Source organism: Luteibacter flocculans (genome assembly GCF_023612255.1).
Taxonomy (GTDB): domain Bacteria; phylum Pseudomonadota; class Gammaproteobacteria; order Xanthomonadales; family Rhodanobacteraceae; genus Luteibacter; species Luteibacter flocculans.
In genome coordinates this window covers 1,346,511-1,366,616 of the sequence record NZ_CP063231.1, presented here as the reverse complement: position 1 = coordinate 1,366,616, position 20,106 = coordinate 1,346,511, and the positions used below count along the sequence as shown (strand labels likewise).

General features: G+C 59.1%; 22 protein-coding genes. 9 read left to right on the top strand and 13 right to left on the bottom strand.

All coding sequences use genetic code 11. The features are described 5' to 3' along the window. Positions 1–60: 60 nt before the first annotated feature. From IM816_RS06005 to IM816_RS05995, 3 genes are all read right to left on the bottom strand, one after another. Positions 61–240, bottom strand: coding sequence for a DUF3606 domain-containing protein (locus tag IM816_RS06005; protein WP_250340173.1), 180 nt, complete (start codon positions 238–240; stop codon positions 61–63). Between the two features lie 118 nt (positions 241–358). Further along, on the bottom strand, positions 359–814 hold the full coding sequence (locus tag IM816_RS06000) for a carboxymuconolactone decarboxylase family protein (protein WP_250340172.1): 456 nt from the start codon (positions 812–814) through the stop codon (positions 359–361). 346 nt (positions 815–1,160) lie between these two features. Next, positions 1,161–1,442, bottom strand: a complete 282-nt coding sequence (locus tag IM816_RS05995) for a hypothetical protein (protein WP_072323080.1) — start codon at positions 1,440–1,442, stop codon at positions 1,161–1,163. A 476-nt stretch (positions 1,443–1,918) separates the two neighbouring features. On the opposite strand from IM816_RS05995, the gene IM816_RS05990 reads away from it, so the two are divergent. The 4 genes from IM816_RS05990 (at position 1,919) to IM816_RS05975 (ending at position 4,916) form a co-directional block, all read left to right on the top strand. Beyond that, positions 1,919–2,380 carry a CC0125/CC1285 family lipoprotein gene (locus tag IM816_RS05990; protein ID WP_250340171.1) on the top strand — a complete coding sequence of 154 codons (462 nt, stop codon included), beginning with the start codon at positions 1,919–1,921 and terminating at the stop codon, positions 2,378–2,380. After that, positions 2,364–2,639 (top strand): hypothetical protein, encoded by a 276-nt coding sequence (locus IM816_RS05985; RefSeq protein ID WP_250340170.1) that lies wholly within the window; start codon positions 2,364–2,366, stop codon positions 2,637–2,639. The genes IM816_RS05990 and IM816_RS05985 overlap by 17 nt, the downstream gene beginning before the upstream one ends. A gap of 893 nt (positions 2,640–3,532) precedes the next feature. Next, positions 3,533–4,045 carry a hypothetical protein gene (locus tag IM816_RS05980; RefSeq protein ID WP_250340169.1) on the top strand — a complete coding sequence of 171 codons (513 nt, stop codon included), beginning with the start codon at positions 3,533–3,535 and terminating at the stop codon, positions 4,043–4,045. Between the two features lie 280 nt (positions 4,046–4,325). Further along, positions 4,326–4,916: a GNAT family protein gene (locus IM816_RS05975; RefSeq protein WP_250340168.1), complete on the top strand. Its 591-nt coding sequence runs from the start codon at positions 4,326–4,328 to the stop codon at positions 4,914–4,916. Between the two features lie 130 nt (positions 4,917–5,046). On the opposite strand, the gene IM816_RS05970 is transcribed toward IM816_RS05975, so the two are convergent. Next, positions 5,047–5,553 (bottom strand): DUF4411 family protein, encoded by a 507-nt coding sequence (locus tag IM816_RS05970; protein WP_250340167.1) that lies wholly within the window; start codon positions 5,551–5,553, stop codon positions 5,047–5,049. 8 nt (positions 5,554–5,561) lie between these two features. Continuing rightward, positions 5,562–6,758, bottom strand: coding sequence for a helix-turn-helix domain-containing protein (locus IM816_RS05965; protein WP_250340166.1), 1,197 nt, complete (start codon positions 6,756–6,758; stop codon positions 5,562–5,564). 2,834 nt (positions 6,759–9,592) lie between these two features. Here IM816_RS05965 and IM816_RS05960 point away from each other — a divergent pair. Next, a protein-coding gene (locus IM816_RS05960) for an IS3 family transposase (RefSeq protein ID WP_425602631.1) occupies positions 9,593–10,608 on the top strand; the annotation gives its coding sequence in 2 pieces (ribosomal slippage) (positions 9,593–9,791 and positions 9,791–10,608; 1,017 coding nt in all). A 1,730-nt stretch (positions 10,609–12,338) separates the two neighbouring features. Here the strand turns inward: IM816_RS05960 and IM816_RS05955 are convergent. The 4 genes from IM816_RS05955 to IM816_RS05940 form a co-directional block, all read right to left on the bottom strand. Continuing rightward, the gene (locus IM816_RS05955) at positions 12,339–12,575 is read right to left on the bottom strand and encodes a helix-turn-helix transcriptional regulator (protein WP_250340165.1); all 237 of its coding nucleotides are present in this window, start codon (positions 12,573–12,575) and stop codon (positions 12,339–12,341) included. Positions 12,576–12,916: 341 nt separating this feature from the next. Beyond that, on the bottom strand, positions 12,917–13,561 hold the full coding sequence (locus IM816_RS05950; protein WP_250340164.1) for a hypothetical protein: 645 nt from the start codon (positions 13,559–13,561) through the stop codon (positions 12,917–12,919). A gap of 56 nt (positions 13,562–13,617) precedes the next feature. Continuing rightward, positions 13,618–13,797, bottom strand: a complete 180-nt coding sequence (locus tag IM816_RS05945; RefSeq protein WP_250340163.1) for a hypothetical protein — start codon at positions 13,795–13,797, stop codon at positions 13,618–13,620. Positions 13,798–14,125: 328 nt separating this feature from the next. Further along, positions 14,126–15,352, bottom strand: coding sequence for a tyrosine-type recombinase/integrase (locus IM816_RS05940; protein ID WP_250340162.1), 1,227 nt, complete (start codon positions 15,350–15,352; stop codon positions 14,126–14,128). Positions 15,353–15,941: 589 nt separating this feature from the next. On the opposite strand from IM816_RS05940, the gene IM816_RS05935 reads away from it, so the two are divergent. Next, entirely contained in the window at positions 15,942–16,130 is a 189-nt protein-coding gene (locus tag IM816_RS05935) for a hypothetical protein (protein WP_250340161.1), read from the top strand. Here IM816_RS05935 and IM816_RS05930 read toward each other — a convergent pair. Continuing rightward, positions 16,127–16,552 carry a hypothetical protein gene (locus IM816_RS05930; protein ID WP_250340160.1) on the bottom strand — a complete coding sequence of 142 codons (426 nt, stop codon included), beginning with the start codon at positions 16,550–16,552 and terminating at the stop codon, positions 16,127–16,129. The two genes, IM816_RS05935 and IM816_RS05930, sit on opposite strands and share 4 nt — an antisense overlap. A gap of 100 nt (positions 16,553–16,652) precedes the next feature. On the opposite strand from IM816_RS05930, the gene IM816_RS05925 reads away from it, so the two are divergent. The 3 genes from IM816_RS05925 (at position 16,653) to IM816_RS05915 (ending at position 18,321) form a co-directional block, all read left to right on the top strand. Next, positions 16,653–16,934, top strand: a complete 282-nt coding sequence (locus IM816_RS05925; protein WP_250340159.1) for a hypothetical protein — start codon at positions 16,653–16,655, stop codon at positions 16,932–16,934. Between the two features lie 552 nt (positions 16,935–17,486). Next, the gene (locus IM816_RS05920) at positions 17,487–17,990 is read left to right on the top strand and encodes a helix-turn-helix domain-containing protein (RefSeq protein ID WP_250340158.1); all 504 of its coding nucleotides are present in this window, start codon (positions 17,487–17,489) and stop codon (positions 17,988–17,990) included. Beyond that, a complete protein-coding gene (locus tag IM816_RS05915) occupies positions 17,962–18,321 on the top strand; it encodes a hypothetical protein (protein ID WP_250340157.1) in 360 nt (119 codons plus the stop codon). The genes IM816_RS05920 and IM816_RS05915 overlap by 29 nt, the downstream gene beginning before the upstream one ends. Before the next feature lie 102 nt (positions 18,322–18,423). Here the strand turns inward: IM816_RS05915 and IM816_RS05910 are convergent, their stop codons facing one another. The 3 genes from IM816_RS05910 to IM816_RS05900 are packed head-to-tail and all read right to left on the bottom strand — an operon-like array spanning position 18,424 to position 20,099. Further along, the gene (locus IM816_RS05910) at positions 18,424–19,125 is read right to left on the bottom strand and encodes an SOS response-associated peptidase (RefSeq protein ID WP_256470257.1); all 702 of its coding nucleotides are present in this window, start codon (positions 19,123–19,125) and stop codon (positions 18,424–18,426) included. A 34-nt stretch (positions 19,126–19,159) separates the two neighbouring features. After that, the gene (locus tag IM816_RS05905) at positions 19,160–19,603 is read right to left on the bottom strand and encodes a hypothetical protein (protein ID WP_250340155.1); all 444 of its coding nucleotides are present in this window, start codon (positions 19,601–19,603) and stop codon (positions 19,160–19,162) included. Between the two features lies 1 nt (position 19,604). Continuing rightward, on the bottom strand, positions 19,605–20,099 hold the full coding sequence (locus IM816_RS05900) for a pyocin knob domain-containing protein (protein WP_250340154.1): 495 nt from the start codon (positions 20,097–20,099) through the stop codon (positions 19,605–19,607). Between the last annotated feature and the right edge of the window lie 7 nt (positions 20,100–20,106).

Below are 20,106 nucleotides of genomic sequence, written 5' to 3'. Positions count from 1 at the left end.
TCATCTGGCCGACCCGATTCAACGTCGAGCGGCGGCGTGTGAACAGCAGGACCCTTTGGTTCAGTGCTTGCGGAGCGCACGGCGAACATCGTCTGCCATCACCCCAACTTCCGCGACCACCTCACGTAGTCTCGCCTCCGACACGCCGAGTGCTTCGGTCCAATAGCGGACTTCATAAGTCTCATGCACGTTGATGCGCTGCGCGTCGGCAGGCCCGCGCTTGCTTTTGTCGTCGCTCATAAGCCTCTCCTCGGTTGGACGTTCAGCCTGGACCGAAATGCGTGGAGCGCGGGTCAAGATTTACCGTGAAACGCGTGCAGGTTCTGAAAGCCGATTCCGCTTAGGAGACGATGGACCCTCAGACATCTGCTCTGGCGCGAGGCTTCAAACGAAAACTGATGCCCATCCGATTGATGGCGTTCATGGCGGCAATCGTGAGCGTGAGGTCTACCAGATCCTTCTCACTGAATATCGCGGACGCTTTCGCGTAGGCCTCGTCGGAAGCGTGCGTCTCACCGACTTCAGTAACCTCTTCGGCCCACGCGAGGGCCGCTCGCTCCTGTTCCGTGAACAGGTAGGTGACCTCGTGCCAGACGGGTACGAGCACGACGGTGTCCACTGACATACCGGTCTTGATGAGATCCCGCGTGTGGATGTCGATACAGTGAGCGCACCCGTTGATCTGCGAGACACGCAGGAACACCAGATGGATCAGCTTCGGCGACAGCGCAGTGCCTGTCGTTACGAAGTGGTGCAAGCCGGTCAATGCCTTGGCGCCGTCGGGTGAGGCGGTAAACCAGTTAGCGCGATTCATGTCGAGAGCCCTTTGGTCGTCCAGACGATGACCGACAACGTGTCGGTCGCTAATGCCTAGACGATTGAGTCGCTTGCTCTGTGACACGGCACGACGACTTCGATGAGCCTGTCGTCAGACCGTCAAAGAAGTAGTCGGGACTCGAGTAAGCCCTGAGGGCGCTTATAGACGACGATGTATCCGCCACATCAGCGGATCGGACTAGCAGACGAGTGGTGCAATCCACGCTACGCCTGCTGGTAAGCGATCCCATAAGGCCCTGCTGGGGACGATTAATATGCATCCGCCAGGTAGCCTAGGGCAGGCGACTCTCATATTGCGAATGGTGGCTCGATCGAGCGCACGCTTACGCGTCTTTCGAACCCAAGGGCACTACTGCGCGCTCTCCCCTCTTTTCCGCGGTATCGACGCGGCGGACCGGAGGGCGCGGTTGCGACGGTGACGTGCGGCCAAGCGTAATGTTCTTCGACGCGCGCACCTCTCGATTCGCGAACGTCCAAATCTCGCCCGTCTCTGTAATGAAGACCGTCCAGTACAGATCCGACTCGGGACCATAGTCGATCAGAAAGTGTGCGAAGCCCTCACCCTTCGGGGTGTTGAGTGGCAGCGGCGGATTAAGTTGCAGCATAGTGATCTTCCACCCTTCTCCGTGTGGTTTTCCTGACCGGTGAGGCGCAAGCCTTCCCAATCAGCCGTGACGAAAGACACGCGGTAATGTGAAGGTCGCGATTGCAAACGGCGTGTTTGCCGACAACGGCGCAGTGGCCCACCCCACTTGAAGCGGGAAGGCATCATGGACACGAAGGACACGCGTGGTGAAGCGCGGAGACCAAGCGCCGGATGTCTACGGCTCCGATGCGCCCATCATCCGCACGCTCGAACATCAGTGATTTTTACGGTGAATTCTACGGGTGAGGTGTGCTGCGGTCGTTGCGACTCGCGTAACCCGTTGGGACGCTTGGTGCCGGAGTGGGCGCCGAATACCCAGTATTTAGGCCGATTGCATGGCTAACCTGACCTACTTACTCCCAAAGTTACTCACCTTCGCTTCTGCCTGGATCGGCCTAGAATAGGCCCAGGGGTGAGTCAATCAGGGGAAGGAATATGGGGAAGCTACTTTGCGCCCTGCTGGCAGTTTGCCTGGCGGGCTGTGCTACCGGCTACAAGGCCAAGGGCTGGTCAGGCGGGTTCAGCGAAACCCAGCTGTCGCCAGATACCTTCATGGTCAATTTCGCGGCCAACGCCTATACGACGCCAGAACAAGCGTCGGACTTTGCCATCCTCCGGGCGGCAGACAAATCGGAAGCCCTGGGCTGCGACCACTTCGCCATCCTCAACGGGGCCGAGACGTCCACAACAGGGGCTGTCACGGTCAATACGGCGGCCTATGGAGAGAACACGGCTATTTCCACGGGTGGCGTCTTCCCCATGGTCAAGCCCAACAGCAAGCTCATGGTCCGCTGCTTCAAGGGCCAGCCGGAAGGCGTCCAGGCGTTCGACGTGGCTTTCATCCAGTCGAGCATTCGGAACAAATACAGGATGAAGGCTTATGCAGTCACTCGCTAAATGGTTAGCGTCTCTCGTCTTCCTCGCCCTCGCCACCTCACCGAAAACCGCATCAGCATGCGACAGCGGCTATTGGGTTCAGTCGGTTGCAGACGACGGGGGAATCATCGTCCTCAACGACGGGACTATTTGGGAAGTTTCTTCTATCGACAAGATCAACAGCGCACTTTGGCTACCCATGACTGAAATCGTGGTCTGTGACGATAAGCTAATCAACGTAGACGACAACGAGACGGTAGAGGCGACGCGCATCAAATGATGACGGGGGTACCTGCTGTTGTTGATGGGCCATTGATACCCATTGTTCTCAACGGTATTTTGTTGTTGTTTACAGGCCGATTCATTGTAAATCAACAGCCAGCCTGCCCTAGGAAACGTCGTATGGCCCCTATGCAAAGCCCACTTCGCACGTGGACCAGTGACATTCCGAATGGTGATCTTGACGAACTGATGGTTTACCCAGACGGCACCGTGTTGGTTGCGACCGGTCGCTTCGCGCACAGTTCTGGCTCAGCTCGCTGCACCTGGGATGAGTTTCTCAGTGGTCACTTTGATGAGCTAATCATGAAGCGTCATGGTGCCAGTGTTCTTGCCGAAGCAAAGACGTTTGTTCGCGGTGCCCCTAAACCGCCCTAACTTTCCTATACATCCATCGCACATCGTCTCACTGTGGGATGGGTTGCATTGCTACTCGTCACTACTTTAGTGATGGAACCGCCTCAATCGCGTGCGGGCTACCCTCCATCATGCATGCCACCCTAGCCGCTACCACCCTACCGGGGACACCCTTGCTTTCCCCATGGAGTAGCTGTTAGGGAGCGACTACGGGCACTTCGCTACATGACTGCCGGTCGGTCAGACCCAGTTTGATTCATTGATATAAATCAAAGCCGCTGGCTTGAGCCATCGTAGGAGCATCCATTTATGAGGGCGATTCGGTCTACTGCACTCCTATTTATCGGTTGCTTGGTAGGAGGAGCAGTTTCCTGGGCGATCTTTCGTCTTCCACGCGCGGCCTGCGGACCATTTCGAGCAGACAAGTTGGCAGAGTGGTCGGCCGTAGGCGTGGGGCTCCTGGCTGCGATCGCTACATTCGCAGCCATCTATTATTCGTTGCAGGGAGGCAAACGAGCAGTAGAAGCAGAGCGAGATATGCGGAACGCCGAAGCAAGAGCACGCGCAGACGAAGAATTGCGGCAAGCAAAACTGCACGCGGCTGTAATGTCCAGAGACTTCTACGACCTCATGGTGCACGGCACACTCTGGTCAAGAATGCTGAAGGAGGACCGATTTGAGCTTCCTGGCATCTATCACCAGATCACTCAATTTCCGGTTGAAGCTTTGGACTGGACAATCGAGAAGATCAATCTGTTCGACTACGAGGACGCCGCGGCATTCGGCTTGGTCCTCTTGAGCTTCCGCAAGATCAAAGCTATGGCTCGGGGCAACTTGGCAATGATGAAAGAGTGGACGCTGACGACTCATGAAGTGGGCAGGGAAACCCTGCTGCCGGTTTTGGATCATCTTGTAATTGCGTCGGCAGACGGCTATCTACGGTGTAACCGAGTAGCGGGGTTAGAAGCAGACGCGATGCACCCGATTCGAGAAGCGGAGGAGATCTTCAAGCACCATCTGTCAGCCATTGGTCGTCCCACGCACCGCTAGTGAAGCTATCGCGCCAAGCATGGCTGGAGTGAGTAAAGGTCTAAACCCCTCTACTTTAGAAATGCCATGAGGCCGCCTAGAGGCGGATCGCTACAAGGGATGATGGTCGGGTGCTACCACTCCATAGGCTCACGACGGTTCTCCCATAGACGCGCCACTGGAGACGGCCCTAGGCATGCTCGGGTCAAAGACGGGCGCTGGCTTGGCGAGGCCCAATACGGGACTTCCAGCGCCTCCTCACCACGCCTAGAATCGGTCGATTACCTCGACGGATGAAGCCATGGACGACCCCGATTATCTGCGCTCCTGGAGCTGCTCGCTTAACGTCAAAGGAAATATCGGGCAGCGGTCCGAGGAGCCATCAAGCTACGTTACTGAGTACGAGGCGGCCATCATCGGCGACACTGATCGCACGGTCGAGGTCGGCGCTTTACGCTATTTCATCGTTGACCTACTGGCCGCTGAAGACATAGGAAACGATCCGTTTGAAGTCATGGACTCGTATAGCGCTGACCTTGCCGAGTTCTGTCGCTTGGTGAACTCGAGAGGCTTCGTTCCCAAGGTGGCAGGCTTGATCGGAACTCGTCCCCGCCCCGTTCTCATCATCGACAAGATCGAAATTGCACCCGAATACCGGGGTCATGGCCTCGGCCTGATGGCGCTGTCAATCGCCTGCGATGTTGCGGGAATCGGCTGCGCACTCGCTGCGCTTATCGCCTTCCCGTCCCAATGGCATGGGAAGCCGTACGAGAAGTCGAAAGCGTTTGCCAAAGACAGGGCAAGGCTATCCCAATACTACGAGAAGGCGGACTTTCAGCCGCTAGGGAGAGCCGGGATAATGATCCGGCCTCTACCACACGCTTTTTTATAGCGTCGGAAAACTTCGAGCCGTCGGGAGTACGCACCATCGTCTACATGCCTCATTGGCGTGTGCAAGCGATCAATTGAATCCGCCGGGGCACTTCTACCGACTCAGGAGAGAATCGCAACAACAACCGGCACTACGTCTTCCAATTGGTCCGAAAACCCAGCTCACGAATGAACTGGAATGTGTCACGGCACCTGACGTTCAAGGTTTTACACACATCGGGCACCTTCCGCCTAGCCCGAGCGAGTGACGGCTTCGATACTTCCATGCTGACTACTACACGGTCCTGGGGGGCGCGAAATGCATGGGCGATCAGAAAGGGATCTTGCCCGAGAAGATCGTACTCGTCATCACTCAGATCTGGAGCGTATCCCTCAGCAATAACCTTCCTCACCAGATCAGCATCTACGTCCTCTCGTAGGGCCAAAGCGTCCCTAACGTCCTGACTAGCCGCCCATGCGTGGAGGGCATCCTTTTGAGCATTGCCTCCCTTCAACTCTGCCAACGTCTCACGAGGCATCTTCACGTACCCCGCTCCCGCGACATGGAGCATCCAGTCCCAGAACTCAGGGACCGCATCGAGAGCGTAGTACTGATTGTTCGCCGTAATGAGGACATTCGCGTCAAGTAGATAAAGCATCACAATCCCTATGCCGCTTTGCCGCTGATAAGCGGCTGGACATTCATTGCGCTAACACCCAAGACTTGTCCTGCCCTCGAAGGTGTCAGGTTACCTTCAGCTACGGAACGTCGAACAAGGTCGACCAGCGCATCACCTAGCTTGTGGCGCTTCACGACGTAGTAACTAGGGCCCCCGGGCTTTTCTTTTCTTGCTGTTTTCTCAATCGCCTTCAGGCGCTCGCGCTCTGCCAGCCACTCCTGCCTAAAACGGTCAGTGAGCGTGCGCCATACTATCTCCGTTACAACGTGCGAGCGAAACAGACGGTAGGCAACAAGACTCCGGCTGACCCTTGCCTCTTGCGCAATCTGATTTATGGCTTCTAACGCTCGATCGTCTCCAGTCCAGACAAAGCCCTCAAGCTCTGCTTGGTCTAAGAGGAGTGCACTCGCTACATCGTTACAGTACCGCTCAATTCGACTGTCCGCGGAACCACCGCTGATTCCTGACGCCCCGAGCCATATATGTACCAGCTCATGCAGAAGCGTAAATGACCAAGAAACCTTGGCATCCTGGTCATTTATAACTACGAACGGGGCAAATCGGTCGGCGACAGCGAACCCTCGGAAGACCTCCGCACTAATGTTGGTGTGACTGGAACCAAGATTCCCCATTAGCAGCACGAATACACCGGTGCGCTCTACCAACTCCCTTAAGTACGCGAAGCCAGCCTCAACCGGTCCGCGCCTGAACCCTCGGCTAGTGAACCCTAGTGCTCCAGCTATGGCCTGCGCAGCTACGCTGATGGGCGTATCCATTGTTAGAGAATTGACGAAGCGGATCGGTTCGACCCCTTCATCGTCTTCAACTAACTCTCGGACAAGGGCCTGACGTGCCTTAATGTCGCGAATGAGCGCGTCAATTGTCGGCGCATCTTCACACCGTCGGTCGGGAGGCAGGGTCCGAAAATCCGCCCCACGCTCTCCTGTTGGCGGCGGTGTAGCCGCGTAAAATGCAATGAGTGGGCGGTGGTACGCCTTGCTCATGCATTCTAGGAGCGAGGTGCTGACTGCTCGCGCACCCTGCTCGATTTGAGCAAGTTTCTCAGCAGGGCTTAGGTTACGGCTCGCGGACAACCCGATCTTTCGAGCAGCTTCAGCCAAGCCCAGACCTGCGGATTCCCGCGCCCAGACCAGTACCGCCGGATTGATAGAGTTACGTTCCATTTAGAGCCAACTCCCGTCCCAGCAAAATAATACCAGACCCCCTTACCCGATCAGGGTCCGTTGGCTGCGGCTGCGGGAAGACCGTAAAGGTAGTAGTCCAGCAGCCCCCGCTGCTGGCCTTGGGCTGCTTGGAGAGCCAACGCTGGATGGCCTCAGCCGTACCCCGGCATCGGCTGCCATCTACCCCGTGCGAGCCGTCACGCGAGAATTGGCGGCTCCGATGGCATCACTGACGCCCAGACCCAGGCTGGACCCCAGGAGGCCGCCCTCGATACCACGTAGGCCGGAGCCCAGGAGCCCGCCAATGCCGCTACTGATGGACCGGTCTAGCCAGCCGCCCGGTTGCCCAGGGTTCTTGCCGAAAATGGCCGGGCACGGGGCTTAGGCAAATTGTCGTTGAGCGGTCCACAGCGGTGGTCGGCTGTGGCTGAAGGGCAACAAGGGGCCACCTCATCCCTAGGGCCAGACCCAGTGACGGTACAGACCCCCATTGCGGAGGTCTCGGAGGCATTCGGGGCGGGAGGCGACCCACTTACTTCCTCCCGCCAACCACGCGGCAACTCAATGTGCGGTGAAGCCCATGCTTGCTGGCGTCGCCGACGGCCCTTCCAATATCCCAACAAGATGGCTGTAGGGCACCCAAAAGACAGGGGCCTCGTCGGACTTTACCTTTGCTCGCAACAGGTGCGAGTGCGAGGTATCGACCTCAGAACACGTGACGGCGAGTACCGTTGGCGGACCACCCTCAACCAGAACGCCCGCGAGAACGCCGAGCCCAGCATTGAGCCGAGCGGACGGGGCAGCAGCATCTAGCACAACGACATATTCCATAGCAGTCACCTTATAGGTAATAGGAAGCGAGCCCAGCGGCGGCGCCGATAGCGGTACCCCAGCCAGGTACAACCGAGCCGGAGGTGCCACCCGCGATGGCTGCACCAATAGCGCCACCTGCTGCGGCACCACTGACACCCGCAGCGACACCACCACCGACCGTACGAGGCTTATATGCCGGGTTAAGGCCGGATGTGGCCGATCCCTGGAACTGACCAGCCGTCGAGTTAAGCGCGTTTCCGTAGTTCGCAAGACGCTGCTGGTCGTAGCCGTAGTTGCGCTGATACCAGTCGTTGTAAGCCTGGTCGATGTTGCCCTGTGCGAAGTCCTGCTGGATCTGTGCAAGCTGCCCGTACTGGCCGTTGAACTGCGCCTGTAGCGCTCCGGCTCCATTGAGGGCACTCGATGCCCCTAGGATGTTCTGCGCGTTGTTCTGCGAGGCGGCTAGCTGGTTCTGGAACCCCTGTTGCCAGCGGTCAGCCTGGGCGTTGTAGTCCTGATATCGCAGGTTGCTCGTGTTGTCCGCCAGGGTTTGCGCAAGCTGGTACTTGCTCGCATCCTGAGCCTACTGCATGGCTGATCCACCGAATGCGCCACCTTGGGCAAACTGCGTCGGCAGGCCAACCCCAGTACCTCGCTGGTAAGCATCCGTGATATCGCGATTGGAGTTGCTGATGACCTGATCGAGATACTGGTTCGGGCCAGCGTAAGGGCTCGTCTGCGCCTTGACGTTCTGGCTTCCACCGAGAAGCTGCTAAAGGGCGGCCGACTGCTGCGGGTTGCCTTGTGCGCCAGACCGGGCCAATTCCAGCGCATACGTCTGGTCAATCGTCGGGTTGGCGTTGAGCTGTCCAGTATACGACTGGTACGGCTTGTTGTTCACCGCGTTCGTTTCGTTAAAGAACTGCTGGTATGCGTTCTAGAGAAACGGTGGGAGTTCCGTCTTGGTGGTCGTCGTCGTGTTCTTGGGTTGAGAGCTTCCGCCGCCCATGTGTAGCCTCTTGTCGTTAGTGATGCCGCCTGCGTGCTGCTGTGAGGAGAATAAAGCCGTGCGTTGCCCGGCACGGCGTCGGGGAGGCTCCTTGAGGCGGCAAGGGGCCCTATATATATGGTCGTTTTCATGGTGTCTTTCCGTCCCTCGCTTGAGTAGCAGCATTCGGGCTAGCTAAAGTGTCGGTCCAACAAGGGAGAGGTGGTGTCGATGAACGATGCATCTACGCTCAATATGGTGACCTTTGGATTAGCCGTTCTTGGCGCAGTCCTAGGACTCATAAACACCTGGCATGCGGTTGACAAGTCGCGGGTTAAACTGCGAGTTCGTCCGTCGCACGCAATCCCATTCGGTGGTGCCGATGAGCGCCTCAAATTCGCGGTCGAGGTTACTAACCTGAGCGCGTTTCCAATCACAATTTCCGACGTCGGGGTATTCTTCGAAGGCACGAATCAAAGGGTTCTACTAGCTGATGGCGTATTTAGCGACAACATGCGCCTACCGCATCGCTTGGAGTCGCGGTCTTCGTTCTCCGTATACAGCCAGATTCCATACCTAAAGACCCGTCATCGCTTAAAGTCTGCGTATGCAACGACTCAATGCGGGGTAACGCGAACCGGGACAAGTCCAGCGCTCCGGCAGATTGCGCGCGAAATGAGCGCAAGTTGATTTGGGTTTGCTAGCGGAATGCTTGCAAGTATCGCTTGGCGGCAATAAGAAGCCATCGCCTGAGCATCGACTCCGCCTCCCTAGTCGCGACCCGGTAGGAACTTGCCCTGATCCCCAGCTGTTTCGCCCTGTCATCCTGGGCCAGTGCCGCCTTCCGATACATGATGCGTGCCATGGCGTCGTTAAACGCCTCTGATGCGAACGCATTGCGAAGGCGACGTCCCCCCGATTTTGAGTAGCACGGTGATTTGGAGTCCAATCCCCCAACTGACGGAGATTGGACGTGAAAAAGCGCTTTTCCGAAGAGCAGATCATTGGCTTCCTGCGTGAGGCCGAAGCCGGCATGGCAGTGAAGGACCTGTGCCGCAAGCACGGTTTCAGCGAAGCCTCGTACTACCTGTGGCGTAGCAAGTTCGGCGGCATGACGGTGTCCGAAGCCAAGCGACTTAAGGAACTGGAGGCGGAGAACGCCCGGCTGAAGAAGCTCCTGGCGGAGTCGATGCTGGAGAACGAGATCACTCGTGAGGCACTGCGAAAGAAGTGGTGACGGCACCGGCGCGACGGTTGCTGGTGCGGGAGATGACGAGCCAAGGACTCAGCGAACGTCGTGCTTTGATGGTGCTTCGTATGAGCGCCAGTGCATTGCGTTACGCGCCGCGCGCGGACCGCAATGGCGAACTTCGACAGCGGATCGTGGCCTTGGCGCAGCGGCACAAGCGCTATGGCGTCGGCATGATCTATCTGAAGCTTAGGCAAGAAGGGATGCTCGTGAACTACAAGCGTGTAGAGCGGCTGTATCAAGCCGCCAAGCTGCAGGTGCGTCGCCGCAAGCGCAAAAAGGTGCCAGCAGGCGAACGGCAACCCTTGTTCCGACCCATGGCACCCAACGAGGTCTGGTCGATGGACTTCGTGTTTGATCGCACGGCCGAGGGCCGCGTCATCAAGTGTCTGACGGTCGTTGATGACGCCACGCACGAGGCTGTCGTTATCGAAGTCGAACGCGCGATCTCCGGCATGGGCGTGACGCGCGTGATGGATCGGCTGGCGCTGACCCGCGGCCTTCCGAAGGTAATTCGTAGCGACAACGGCAAAGAGTTCTGTGGCAAGGCGATGGTCACCTGGGCCCACGAGCGTGGCGTGCAGCTGCGCCTGATCGAACCGGGCAAGCCGAACCAGAACGCCTACATCGAATCGTTCAACGGCCGCTTGCGCGACGAGTGCCTCAATGAACACTGGTTCCCGAGCCTGCTTCACGCACGCACCGAGATCGAAAACTGGCGCAGGGAATATAACGAGGAACGGCCGAAGAAGGCGTTGGGCGGGCTGACTCCCGCCGCCTACGCCGAGCAGCTAAAGTAACCCCCGGACTCTAATTCGCTCCGCTACTGAAAGCGGGGGGACGTCGAAGGCATGCCAAGCCGAACCGTTTCACAACCGGCCAGAACCGTTCCACGTCCCCTGTCGCGTATAGAAGCAAGATCGCCTCCAATGGTCCGTCCAGCTTCGCGAAGCTAAGAGATGCTAGCGCCTCGCTATCAGGGCGACATGCGGGGACGGCAACTACGCCCCTCGATGCTGACCACTGATGCTGGCGCTTCACCTTGCCCGAGCCTCCGATGGACTTCGCCGCCTGCTCCGTCACTCGCCCACGGCGGACGACCGTAAGGGCGGACGGCATGAGCCCGTCCTCGTGAGTAAGGTCGCGAGCGCTCGCGATGGCGGTGTTTGCGAACCAGCTCTGCCCGGTCCCGAGTGCACCCGCTAAACGCCTCGCCGCCCGCTCGATGATTGCCTCGTCATGATCGGCCCGCCTGCCGATCGTCATTAGGCTTCCTTTCGTCGCTGTGCTGCGACCCGCTGCTCGTACCGTCGCCACGCCCATCGACGGTACGGAACCGCTAGCAGAGTACAAGCGCCCAACTGGACCCGCTGAATGTCCGGCTTGCGATTGTTCCAGCCTGGCGAGCGCTGAGTAACGGCCAGAGCGTTGCTCAGAGCATTGCTCGGTACGTCACGTCCTGTGATTGTCCGGGCCGAATCCGTTGGCGGATTCGCGGAGGTCGTAGGGTGGTATCCGGGGAGATAGTAGATGCTCATAAACAGGAGAGCCCTTGGTATATATCTATAAAGGTGTACGGATTCCGTAGTTAGGATTTACCCAAAATGGCTCCTACAACTACGGATTCCGTACTAGTCAGGCTGCCTTGGAAGTCCCACTAGTACGGATTCCGTAGTTAGTTGCTACGGATTCCGTACTACTACTTTCAATTCTCGGACGTCGCTTGAACGGTGGTTTCGCGAGTTTCCAGTCACCCGACGCAACCCTCGTAGCCGAGCAATCAAGCTTTCCGTCGCACTCGTCTATGGCATGCCAAGTCAATCCGTAGAGGTTCGCCAAGTTGCGGCCACCCTGGCGGGTCAGCGTGATGAACCCGTAGTGCAGGAGTTCGTGGAGTGCCCGATCTAGAGTGTCCGGTGAGCGCCAGCCACGAGTGGCTAGGACACTACGTGCTGCACACAGATCCCCGTTGTTCCGGCCGTTATATTGGCGAGCGAGATCACAAAGCAGCTTGACCGCTGTCCCGCTGCACGCCTTCCAGTTCGGAGAGTCCTGTACGGCATGAGGAATCAGGGAGAAGTTGCCAGATTCCTTGCGCCCCTTCTCTCTCCATCGCTTCTTCGGCGCTGTCACCCTGCACCCCCGCTAACGCCCCCTCTAGCTGGGCCTGTATCAAGGCTACGTGACCTCGCCAATGGGTGAGCTAGGGGTCGTGGTTGCTCCCCGGATACAGACCCCCTTCCAAAGCGCTTTCCGTGCTCGATACGCGATCCCGACGTGGCCGCGTCCTTCAGTCGTGCACGGATGGGACTCCATCGTGCTTCCACCTTTGGCCATTCCCTTATCAGGGCATCCAATTGCTCCGCGGACAGAAGTCCCTCTAGACGGGCCTTACCGCCCACCTTGACCAGCTCCGAGAGCATCGCGCACACCCGCTCGCCCTTGATGTGCTGGGCAGTCGGCCACTTCGGGTCGAGGGGGCAGATCGGAGCGTTGCAGGAATCGAAGCGAGGACAACGCGGAGCGCGGTTCATGCCTCACCCCGCGAGGCGGCGATGCGGTCGGCCGCCCAAAGCTGAATCTCTGCTTCCACCCAGGCGCTTGTGGAAAGGGCGAGCTTTACGCGTCGCGGGAACTTGCCGGCGGCTTCCAGTCGATAGACCTGGCTGCGGGAAAGCCCCGTGCGTTCGCATACAGCGGGAAGACGGAGGAACTTGATCGAGTTTTCGGGCACAAACGGGCCCGACACATGGGACACGTGGGTCATGCGGTCGTCTCGTAATGACGGCCGGACCTCAGGAACAAGGCACCTTGCATCTAGGTAGGGCATTACCTACCATGAAGGTGCCCCGCCCAAAAGGCGACGGCCTTTGTTAGCAAGACTCCTAGCCCTCACCGTTGGCGCGGTGGGGGCTTTTTATTGCCCCCGAGAAGGTCTAGAAGTGGGTCGGCGCATGTGCTCGCTCACCGCCAAACACCAGTTCGCATGGTGACGAATGGCGTCGCATCAGCGCTTGTAGGCAAGCTATAACCGGAGGGGGTCGATGTAAAGTGCGACAGCATGGCTTTAGCGTGCTGCCGTTGGCTTAGGCATGGTCAGGCCAATTTTCAGCCCCGACCGGTCTCCCGGCGATGCTTGCCGATCATCTTGCGAATGGTGCCTTCGACGTTGTACGGGCTAAGACTCCGCCCGTGGGCCTTCGCAACTTCCAAAACCTCACCGCTCAATTCACGGGCTAGCCTGCTGGCGCTCCACTCGTCGCTCGCGGCCTCAACCTTTCCAATCACTAGCGCCCGGACTGGCTCTCTCCACTGGTCTACGCCCTTCTTGGCGGCGAATCGCTTTCGGTCGGTAAGGTCTTCCTCAGCGCGTCGCTCCACCACTCGAAACGCAGCTCGTAGGCATTGTTGAGTCCAGGCATATGTCCTCAAAAGGAACGGACGACAGGCATGGACGAGAGCGATATGAGCTATGAGCGTTCCTGCCGCCAGTTGCGAATCTCGGATAGGCGCTTGGATAGGAAAATAGCCCTCAAAGGCAGCGCTTGCGTATTTCCAAGTCAACGCTGAGGCGGCATAGGTGTGGTCATTCTCGTCTGACGACAGATAGTGAAACATTGAGTCGCATAGCGCTTCCGTATCTTCGTCGAGCGGCCTTGGGTCGTCCACCGCCCCGGCGCCAGGGACATGGATCTGAATTCCTTGGCAGGCCCGCTCCATTTCCTCTATCGGCAGTTTGTAATTGAAGGGCATGGGTGTGTCCTAAAGCGACAAGGGGCCCCGTCGCGAGGCCCCAGTTTGGTTGATGGTCAACTGACTATGGGGACATCTCTGTCCCAGCCCCATTCGTCGATTTGCTTTAGAAGCTGCTGCTGTATCCACTCACTACGACCGAGCCTGAGCAGTTCCTCGCGTGTGCGCTTGGAACGCACGGCAGGAAGCCCCCGCTGCTGCCGGGCTGCCTGGAAATCAATGACGTCGGCGCTCATCGCTGGACACTCGTTCCCCATGTTGGCAGCCCTCAGTGAGTCGCGGTAGACGAAGCAAGAGACGCCGTGGCAGCAAGGGGTGCCATGGCTGCAAGGATCGCCGCCTTATCGCCTCGGGACAGACGGCGGTACAGGTCTAGTAATTCGCGCTCCTGAGCCGTTTCAGCAAAAGGCACGAATGAGTCCTCAGGAAGGCCCGCCGCAATGGACGAACGTGCAGCTACAATTTCGTTACCCATGGTCTCGACTCCTATCGTCGTGGTTGTGGTTAGGCGGGCGGGGTGCTGCTACACCCTGTCCCGCCGCTCCCGACTTCGCGTCGGAATTTTTACGCCGCAGACCCCGCCTGCGGTTTGAATGCAACGACCTTGCCACCAGCCCTCAGGCTGTCCAGATAATCCGACCACGCCTGCATCATCTTCGTGCGCTCCTTGAGATACTGAGCGGCATGCGTGTAGGCATCACGGACCTTGTTTGACTCCGCATGGGCTAGCTGGCGCTCGATGGCGTCCGCGTTCCAACCCATTTCGTTCAGGCGCGTGGCGGCCAAGCTGCGGAAGCCGTGCCCGGTCATTTCTTCGCCGGAGTAGCCAAGGCGACGCAGCGCGGCGTTGATTGTGTTCTCGCTCATGGGACGGTGCGCTGACCGGAGGCTTGGGAAGACGTAACGTCCGTGGCCGGTAAACTCATGCAGCTTGCGCAAGACCGAAACAGCCTGTTTCGACAGCGGCACGACATGAGCCGCCTTCATCTTCATGCGCTCCCCAGGAATTCGCCACACATGCCCGTCAAGATCGAACTCGGACCATTGAGCGGCCCGTAGTTCGCCCGGACGCACGAACACAAGGGGAGCCAACTGGAGGGCGCACAGGGTCACGAACTGCCCGGAGAACCCGTCGATGGCCCGCAGTAGACCACCGATCTTTACCGGGTCCACGATGGCTGCGTGGTGCTTGACCTTCGGAGCCTTGAGCGCCCCACGGAGGGGCTGCGTAGGATCGACGTCGGTCAGCCCCTCGATCACAGCAAAGCGGAACACCTGCCCCACCCTGATTTTCGCGCGACGGGCTGTTTCCAGCATGTCCGCCCCCTCGATCTTTCGGAGGCAGTCCAGTACGACTCGGGACGTGATTTCGCGCAGAGGGAGTGCACCGAGATCCGGGTAAAGGAACTTAGTGAAGATCCACCGGGATTTATTGGCTGTCGCTTCGGAAACGTCCTGACGTGACATCCAGATTTCGGCTACTGAACGGAAGGTGGGAACAGGCGCGAGTGCCAACGAACGCGAGCGCTTTTCTTCTTGGCGATTCGCACTCGGGTCGATGCCGTTCGCCAGTTGCGCTCTAGCCGCATCACGCCGGAGGCGAGCTTGCGCAAGGGATACGCTGGGATACGTGCCTAAGCTGAGCATCTTCGCCCTGCCGTCGAAGCGGTAGCGGAAGCGCCAGCGAGGAGCACCGTTAACCGGCACTTCGACCGCGAGGCCCGCCGAGTCAGTGACGCGGTAAAGCGTCTCTCGGTGCTTCAGGGCCCTAAGTTTCGCATCGGTGAGCATGGTGAGTAACCGAGTCGCCCATGGTGAGTAGCTATTAGCCTACTCACAAAGTTACTCACATGCAAGAAGGGACGCGATGAGACGCCTAGGGACACAAGGAGACACCGAAGGCCCTATTCCTAGGGACATTTCGGGCAGTTGGATTGCAGGAGGGATGGCTTGCGATGCCGCGAAACTTGCAGATGGTGCCCGGAGTGGGACTCGAACCCACATACCCTTTCGGATGAGGGATTTTAAGTCTCGTCAGGAATGGCGTTGCACCGACGCTTACCCAGATTTTCCGGTCCGATTAGGCATCAAAAGACCGTGCATTTCTGCGCTATTTGGCTAATGACTTTGAGTAATTGCGGACCGCAATTTCCGTCGCGAACGGTGAGAACGAGTGGCGAGAAAATCGCCACATGACCTCGTTCCGAAAGCTCATGCGCGACACGCTCGAGGAGCGCCGCGCCCTCACCCATCGACACACATTCGCCGGCCGCGGCTTCATGTTCTGCGAGCGGCACCGCGAGCGATACCCGGATAACCGGGCCTGCCCGATCTGCCTGCCAAACCAGCGGCCCCTGCCTCGGCGCCGGGGTTGTCGCTGATGGCCTTCTATGGTCGGAACCGATCCCGCAGTGAAGCGGATGCGCGGCGCGAGCGCGAGAATGCGTGGGTGATCTGCCCGCACCACGGCGGCTACAACCCATGGCAGCGCACCCTCGGCGGCTGGCGGCAACGCGAATGCCCGAAGTGCGCAGTAGCGCGCTACGAGGCCACCCAGCGCCGCGACTAGGCGCAGGCCCAGCCCACATTCCCCCTCTGACGCGCGGCCCGCGATATCGTCCTCGTGCAGTGCCCCAGGAACCGCCCGCAACCCGGGCAGGTGGACTCGCTGCAGGTGATCGCGTCATCCTGCTGCTCGAAGATCGGGTTGGCCACCATGACCCTCATCGGGTCGGGCGGCATCTTCCGTATCAGGCTGTCGCGATGGCATGCGACCCAGCGGTCGACCATGCGCTCGATCGTGATCACGTTGAACACGCGCTGCGGTCGCCAGAACTTTGGCCCGTAGATCCAGACCAGTTCGTAGTGAATGCCTGGCACACCGGTAACCATCCGAGCCAGTGCAAAGGCCCGCCCGTATGGCGTCAGCCTTGCCTCATAGCCGTACGCGTAATGCTTCCAGTAAACGAGTGGGTGATCGCTGCGGGCCATGGGCGCGACGGTACGCGCGGCCGGTCTCAGAAATGTGGACCGTATGCGGAATCGGCAGAAGAACGTCTCGGCAACTGCTTGCCGCCGCTAGACTCCGACCATGGAACCCGACGAAGAAACCATCATCACCGTGGCGCAGATCGTGCGGGACTGCGAGGCTATGGCCCAAGCTGCGCTGGCCGGCGACTTCGACGAGGCGCGGTTTCGGGCGCAGCTCATCATCGCCAGGGCGGACGTGGCGGGCCATCTCGATGTCGTGCTTGCCGCGTCGTACACAGCGGAGCGACTCGGACCCATCGGGACCGTGCCGCGCGACGGCTATGGCGCCGGGATCCTGTGCGTCGCTGATGGGCTGGATCGCATAGGCTGCGATGCATTGTAGCGGCCGAAAATCGACCTTAGAATCGGCTGAGCCTCAAGGTCTCACGGCACGCGCCGACATTTAAGGAAGGACGGAAAGGATGCAACATGGGGAAGAAACATCGCCCGGGGGCTGCTGCTGGCACGGTACTGACCGGCACGGTGATCACAGAGGGGGCAGTGGGCGACGCGAAGGGCCCCCCTTGGTCTTGGTTTTGCCGCAAGGACGAGCGCGGAAGGGACGTTATTGACGCCTGGATTAAGTCGGACTTGTCGGCTTACGCCGAGGCACGCCTCGACCGGGCGAAAGAACAGCTGACGCAACAGCCGCTTAGCAGATGGTCTAGGCCGCACGCGTCCCCGCTTGGCAAACACATATATGTGATACGATTCGAGGGTGAGTCGCGTCGGCAATGGCGAGTCTTCGGCCACGCCGATCCTTCCGAGGGTCGTTTTGTAATGACACTACCGGGACATGAGAATGACGGTGTCTACCACCCCAAAAACGCGATCAAGCTCGCAAGCCACTATCAATCTGTCGTTTGCGCCGACTTCAGGCGCCTTACGACGGAATGTGACTGAGCAGAAGCAGCCGCGATTGGGCGGGAGCACCACGATCACCGTTAAAGTAACGGCGTCGCTGACTCCGGTCGCTCGCATTTCAGTTGATGAGGCGCGTCGATCGACGTCTGCGCAGCTTCTGGCACAAAAGCGGAAATGGCGAAACGAGGAGTACAGAAAGTCGTACGCAGAAGCAGCTGTTGACCAAGGCATCTCATGGCAGATCCGGATTAATCGTGAGATGCGGGGAATGACCCAACGCGATCTTGCCGACCGCTTATCCACGCGACAATCGGCGATCAGTAGGATGGAAGATCCGGAATACGGATCTCATTCGTTAGCTCGACTGAAAGAAGTAGCTCACGCCTTTCGTTGCGCCCTGCTCGTCAAGCTTGTCCCCTACTCAGCTCTCGCGCGCGAAAGCTTTCTTCTCGCAGAGAAAGATCTATATGTCCGAAGCTACGACGAAGAAATTAAGGAGATCGACAATGGCATCGAAGAAGAGAATCCAGGTTAAGGAGCTTGAGGTGAAGGAAAACGTCGGAATTCGTGTCGACAAGCAGTCACTTCCTTCTTGTTCCACGATCTTCGTAGATCAGATGCTTGGCATGCAGTTGGGACCATTTACCTCAAAGTTAACCCTAGGAGTACAAAGCCAGGACACGGAGGGTGAGGAGGTCATCGTCCCTACCAGCGTATTGATCATGCCGACGAATCAATGCTTGGCAATGGCGAAGGCCTTGATGGAGGTCTTTTCGCAGGGCGAGATAGTTTCGAGGCTTACCGAACTTCAGGGCAGCTTCCAAAAGGAAATGAGCGAACTTGCGAAAGAAGCTGCGGGCCTGTAGCCGGCGGAGCGACTCATCGCATCTGACATTTTATTTTGCGAGCCGATATCTGCATCCGCAAAATCATCGCCCTCGGCAATGCTGACCGCCTGACGACGGGACTTAAAAAGGCTCAACGATAACCGCAGGTTCGACCAGTTCCGCCCCCCTGTTCTTCGGCGAGCCCACGGCCTTCGAGACGGGGTGGTAGACCAAGTCCGCCTCAGGGACATCGGCGAGCACGCCCGCGGCGTCTGCCGGCGGCGCCTCGCACCACACGGTCCACAGGTCGGGCGGCAGGATCACCGGCTGCCGGTCGTGGATGTCGCCGGAGACCTTCCCAGGCTCGCCGGTGATGACCGTGAAGGTATGCACCCACTCGGCCTCGGGCGATTCCCGCCAGCCTTCCCACAGGCCCGCGAACATGAGCAGGTGGCCGGCAGGGTCGTGGATGAAATAGGGCTGCTTGTTCGGCGACTGGCCCTTCCACTCATAGTAGCCGCTGGCCGGCACCAGGCATCGACGCTTCTTGAACGCCTCGCGGAACGATGGCTTGCTCGCCACGGTGTCGGCGCGGGCGTTGATCGTCTTCGCCCCGAACTTGAGATCCTTCGACCAGTGAGGCACCAGGCCCCAGCGGTAGTCGCGGACGTGGTAGCCGCCATCCCCGTACACGACCACCGGCGCGCGCTGCATCGGGGCAATGTTGTACTTCGGCTCCCGCTGATTGATCTCGCTGATGATGTCCAACTCGATTTGCTCGAGCACCTCCCGCTCGTGGCGAGAGACGGAGACAGGTCCGAAGGTGGCGTAGCGGCCGCACATGGCCGCAGCATACCGTCAGGGCGTGACGGCGGTGTCAGGCCGTGGCGTCGGGCTCAAATCCCGCAGGCTCGCCGATCGGCGGGGCGACACCTTCGGGCATCGGCGGCGGGACGGGCGGCACGTATTCGATGTCGGCGTTTATGCCAACGCGCACCGTCATCATGTAGACCACGTCTTTCGGATCGTGGGTCGTCGGGTCGACGCACTGAACGCGCAGCGTGCCCGCGTCCGCAGAGAGAGTCACGCGCACCGTGTTTTCGTCGTTCTCGTCTTTGAAGATGGTGATCTTCCAACCCGCCGGCCAGCTCAGTCCCGGACCATCGATTCGATAGTCACCGGTGGCGGCATGGGACACATGGATGGACAGCGCGTCGAACGGAACGTTGATCCCGTCGCTGACAGCCGGCGAATGGTCGCCCTCTTCTACGATCGTGCCGTCTGGCAGGAAATTGAACGCAACGGAGCCTTGCACATGCATCTTAGTTGGCCTTCTTGATGAATAGGTTGGCGTCGACGGTCGTGTTGCCGGAATGCCATACGCGGTTCCAGGCGTTCCAGCCGCCGCCCGCACCTCGATAGAAGCGAAACGCCATTTCGTTGTTCGTGACGCTTGTGGCGAGCTGCGTGTAGTCCGATGCGCTGTACGACAGCGTAATCAGCGTTCCGTAGGCCTGGTTCGTAGGTAGCGCGCCAGGTGTAGTCGCAATGAATCGGTAGATCGCCGAGCGGTTCACACCATCGATCGAGTTGATCTGGGGCGCCACCGCCGCAGACCAGCCAGTCGCCGTGAGAGCGGTGTTCGCCGTATTCGCGGCCGTCCCAGCAGTCGCGGCCGTCCCAGCAGCTCCGTCGGCTGTTGCCTTCACTGCGACAATGCGCGTCTCGTGGTCATTGACGTTGTTGTCGAGCTTCCGCAGCGCACCACTGGTGTCATCACCAGTCGCAGGGTCAAAATTGATAGCTTGCTGTGCCATGGATGCC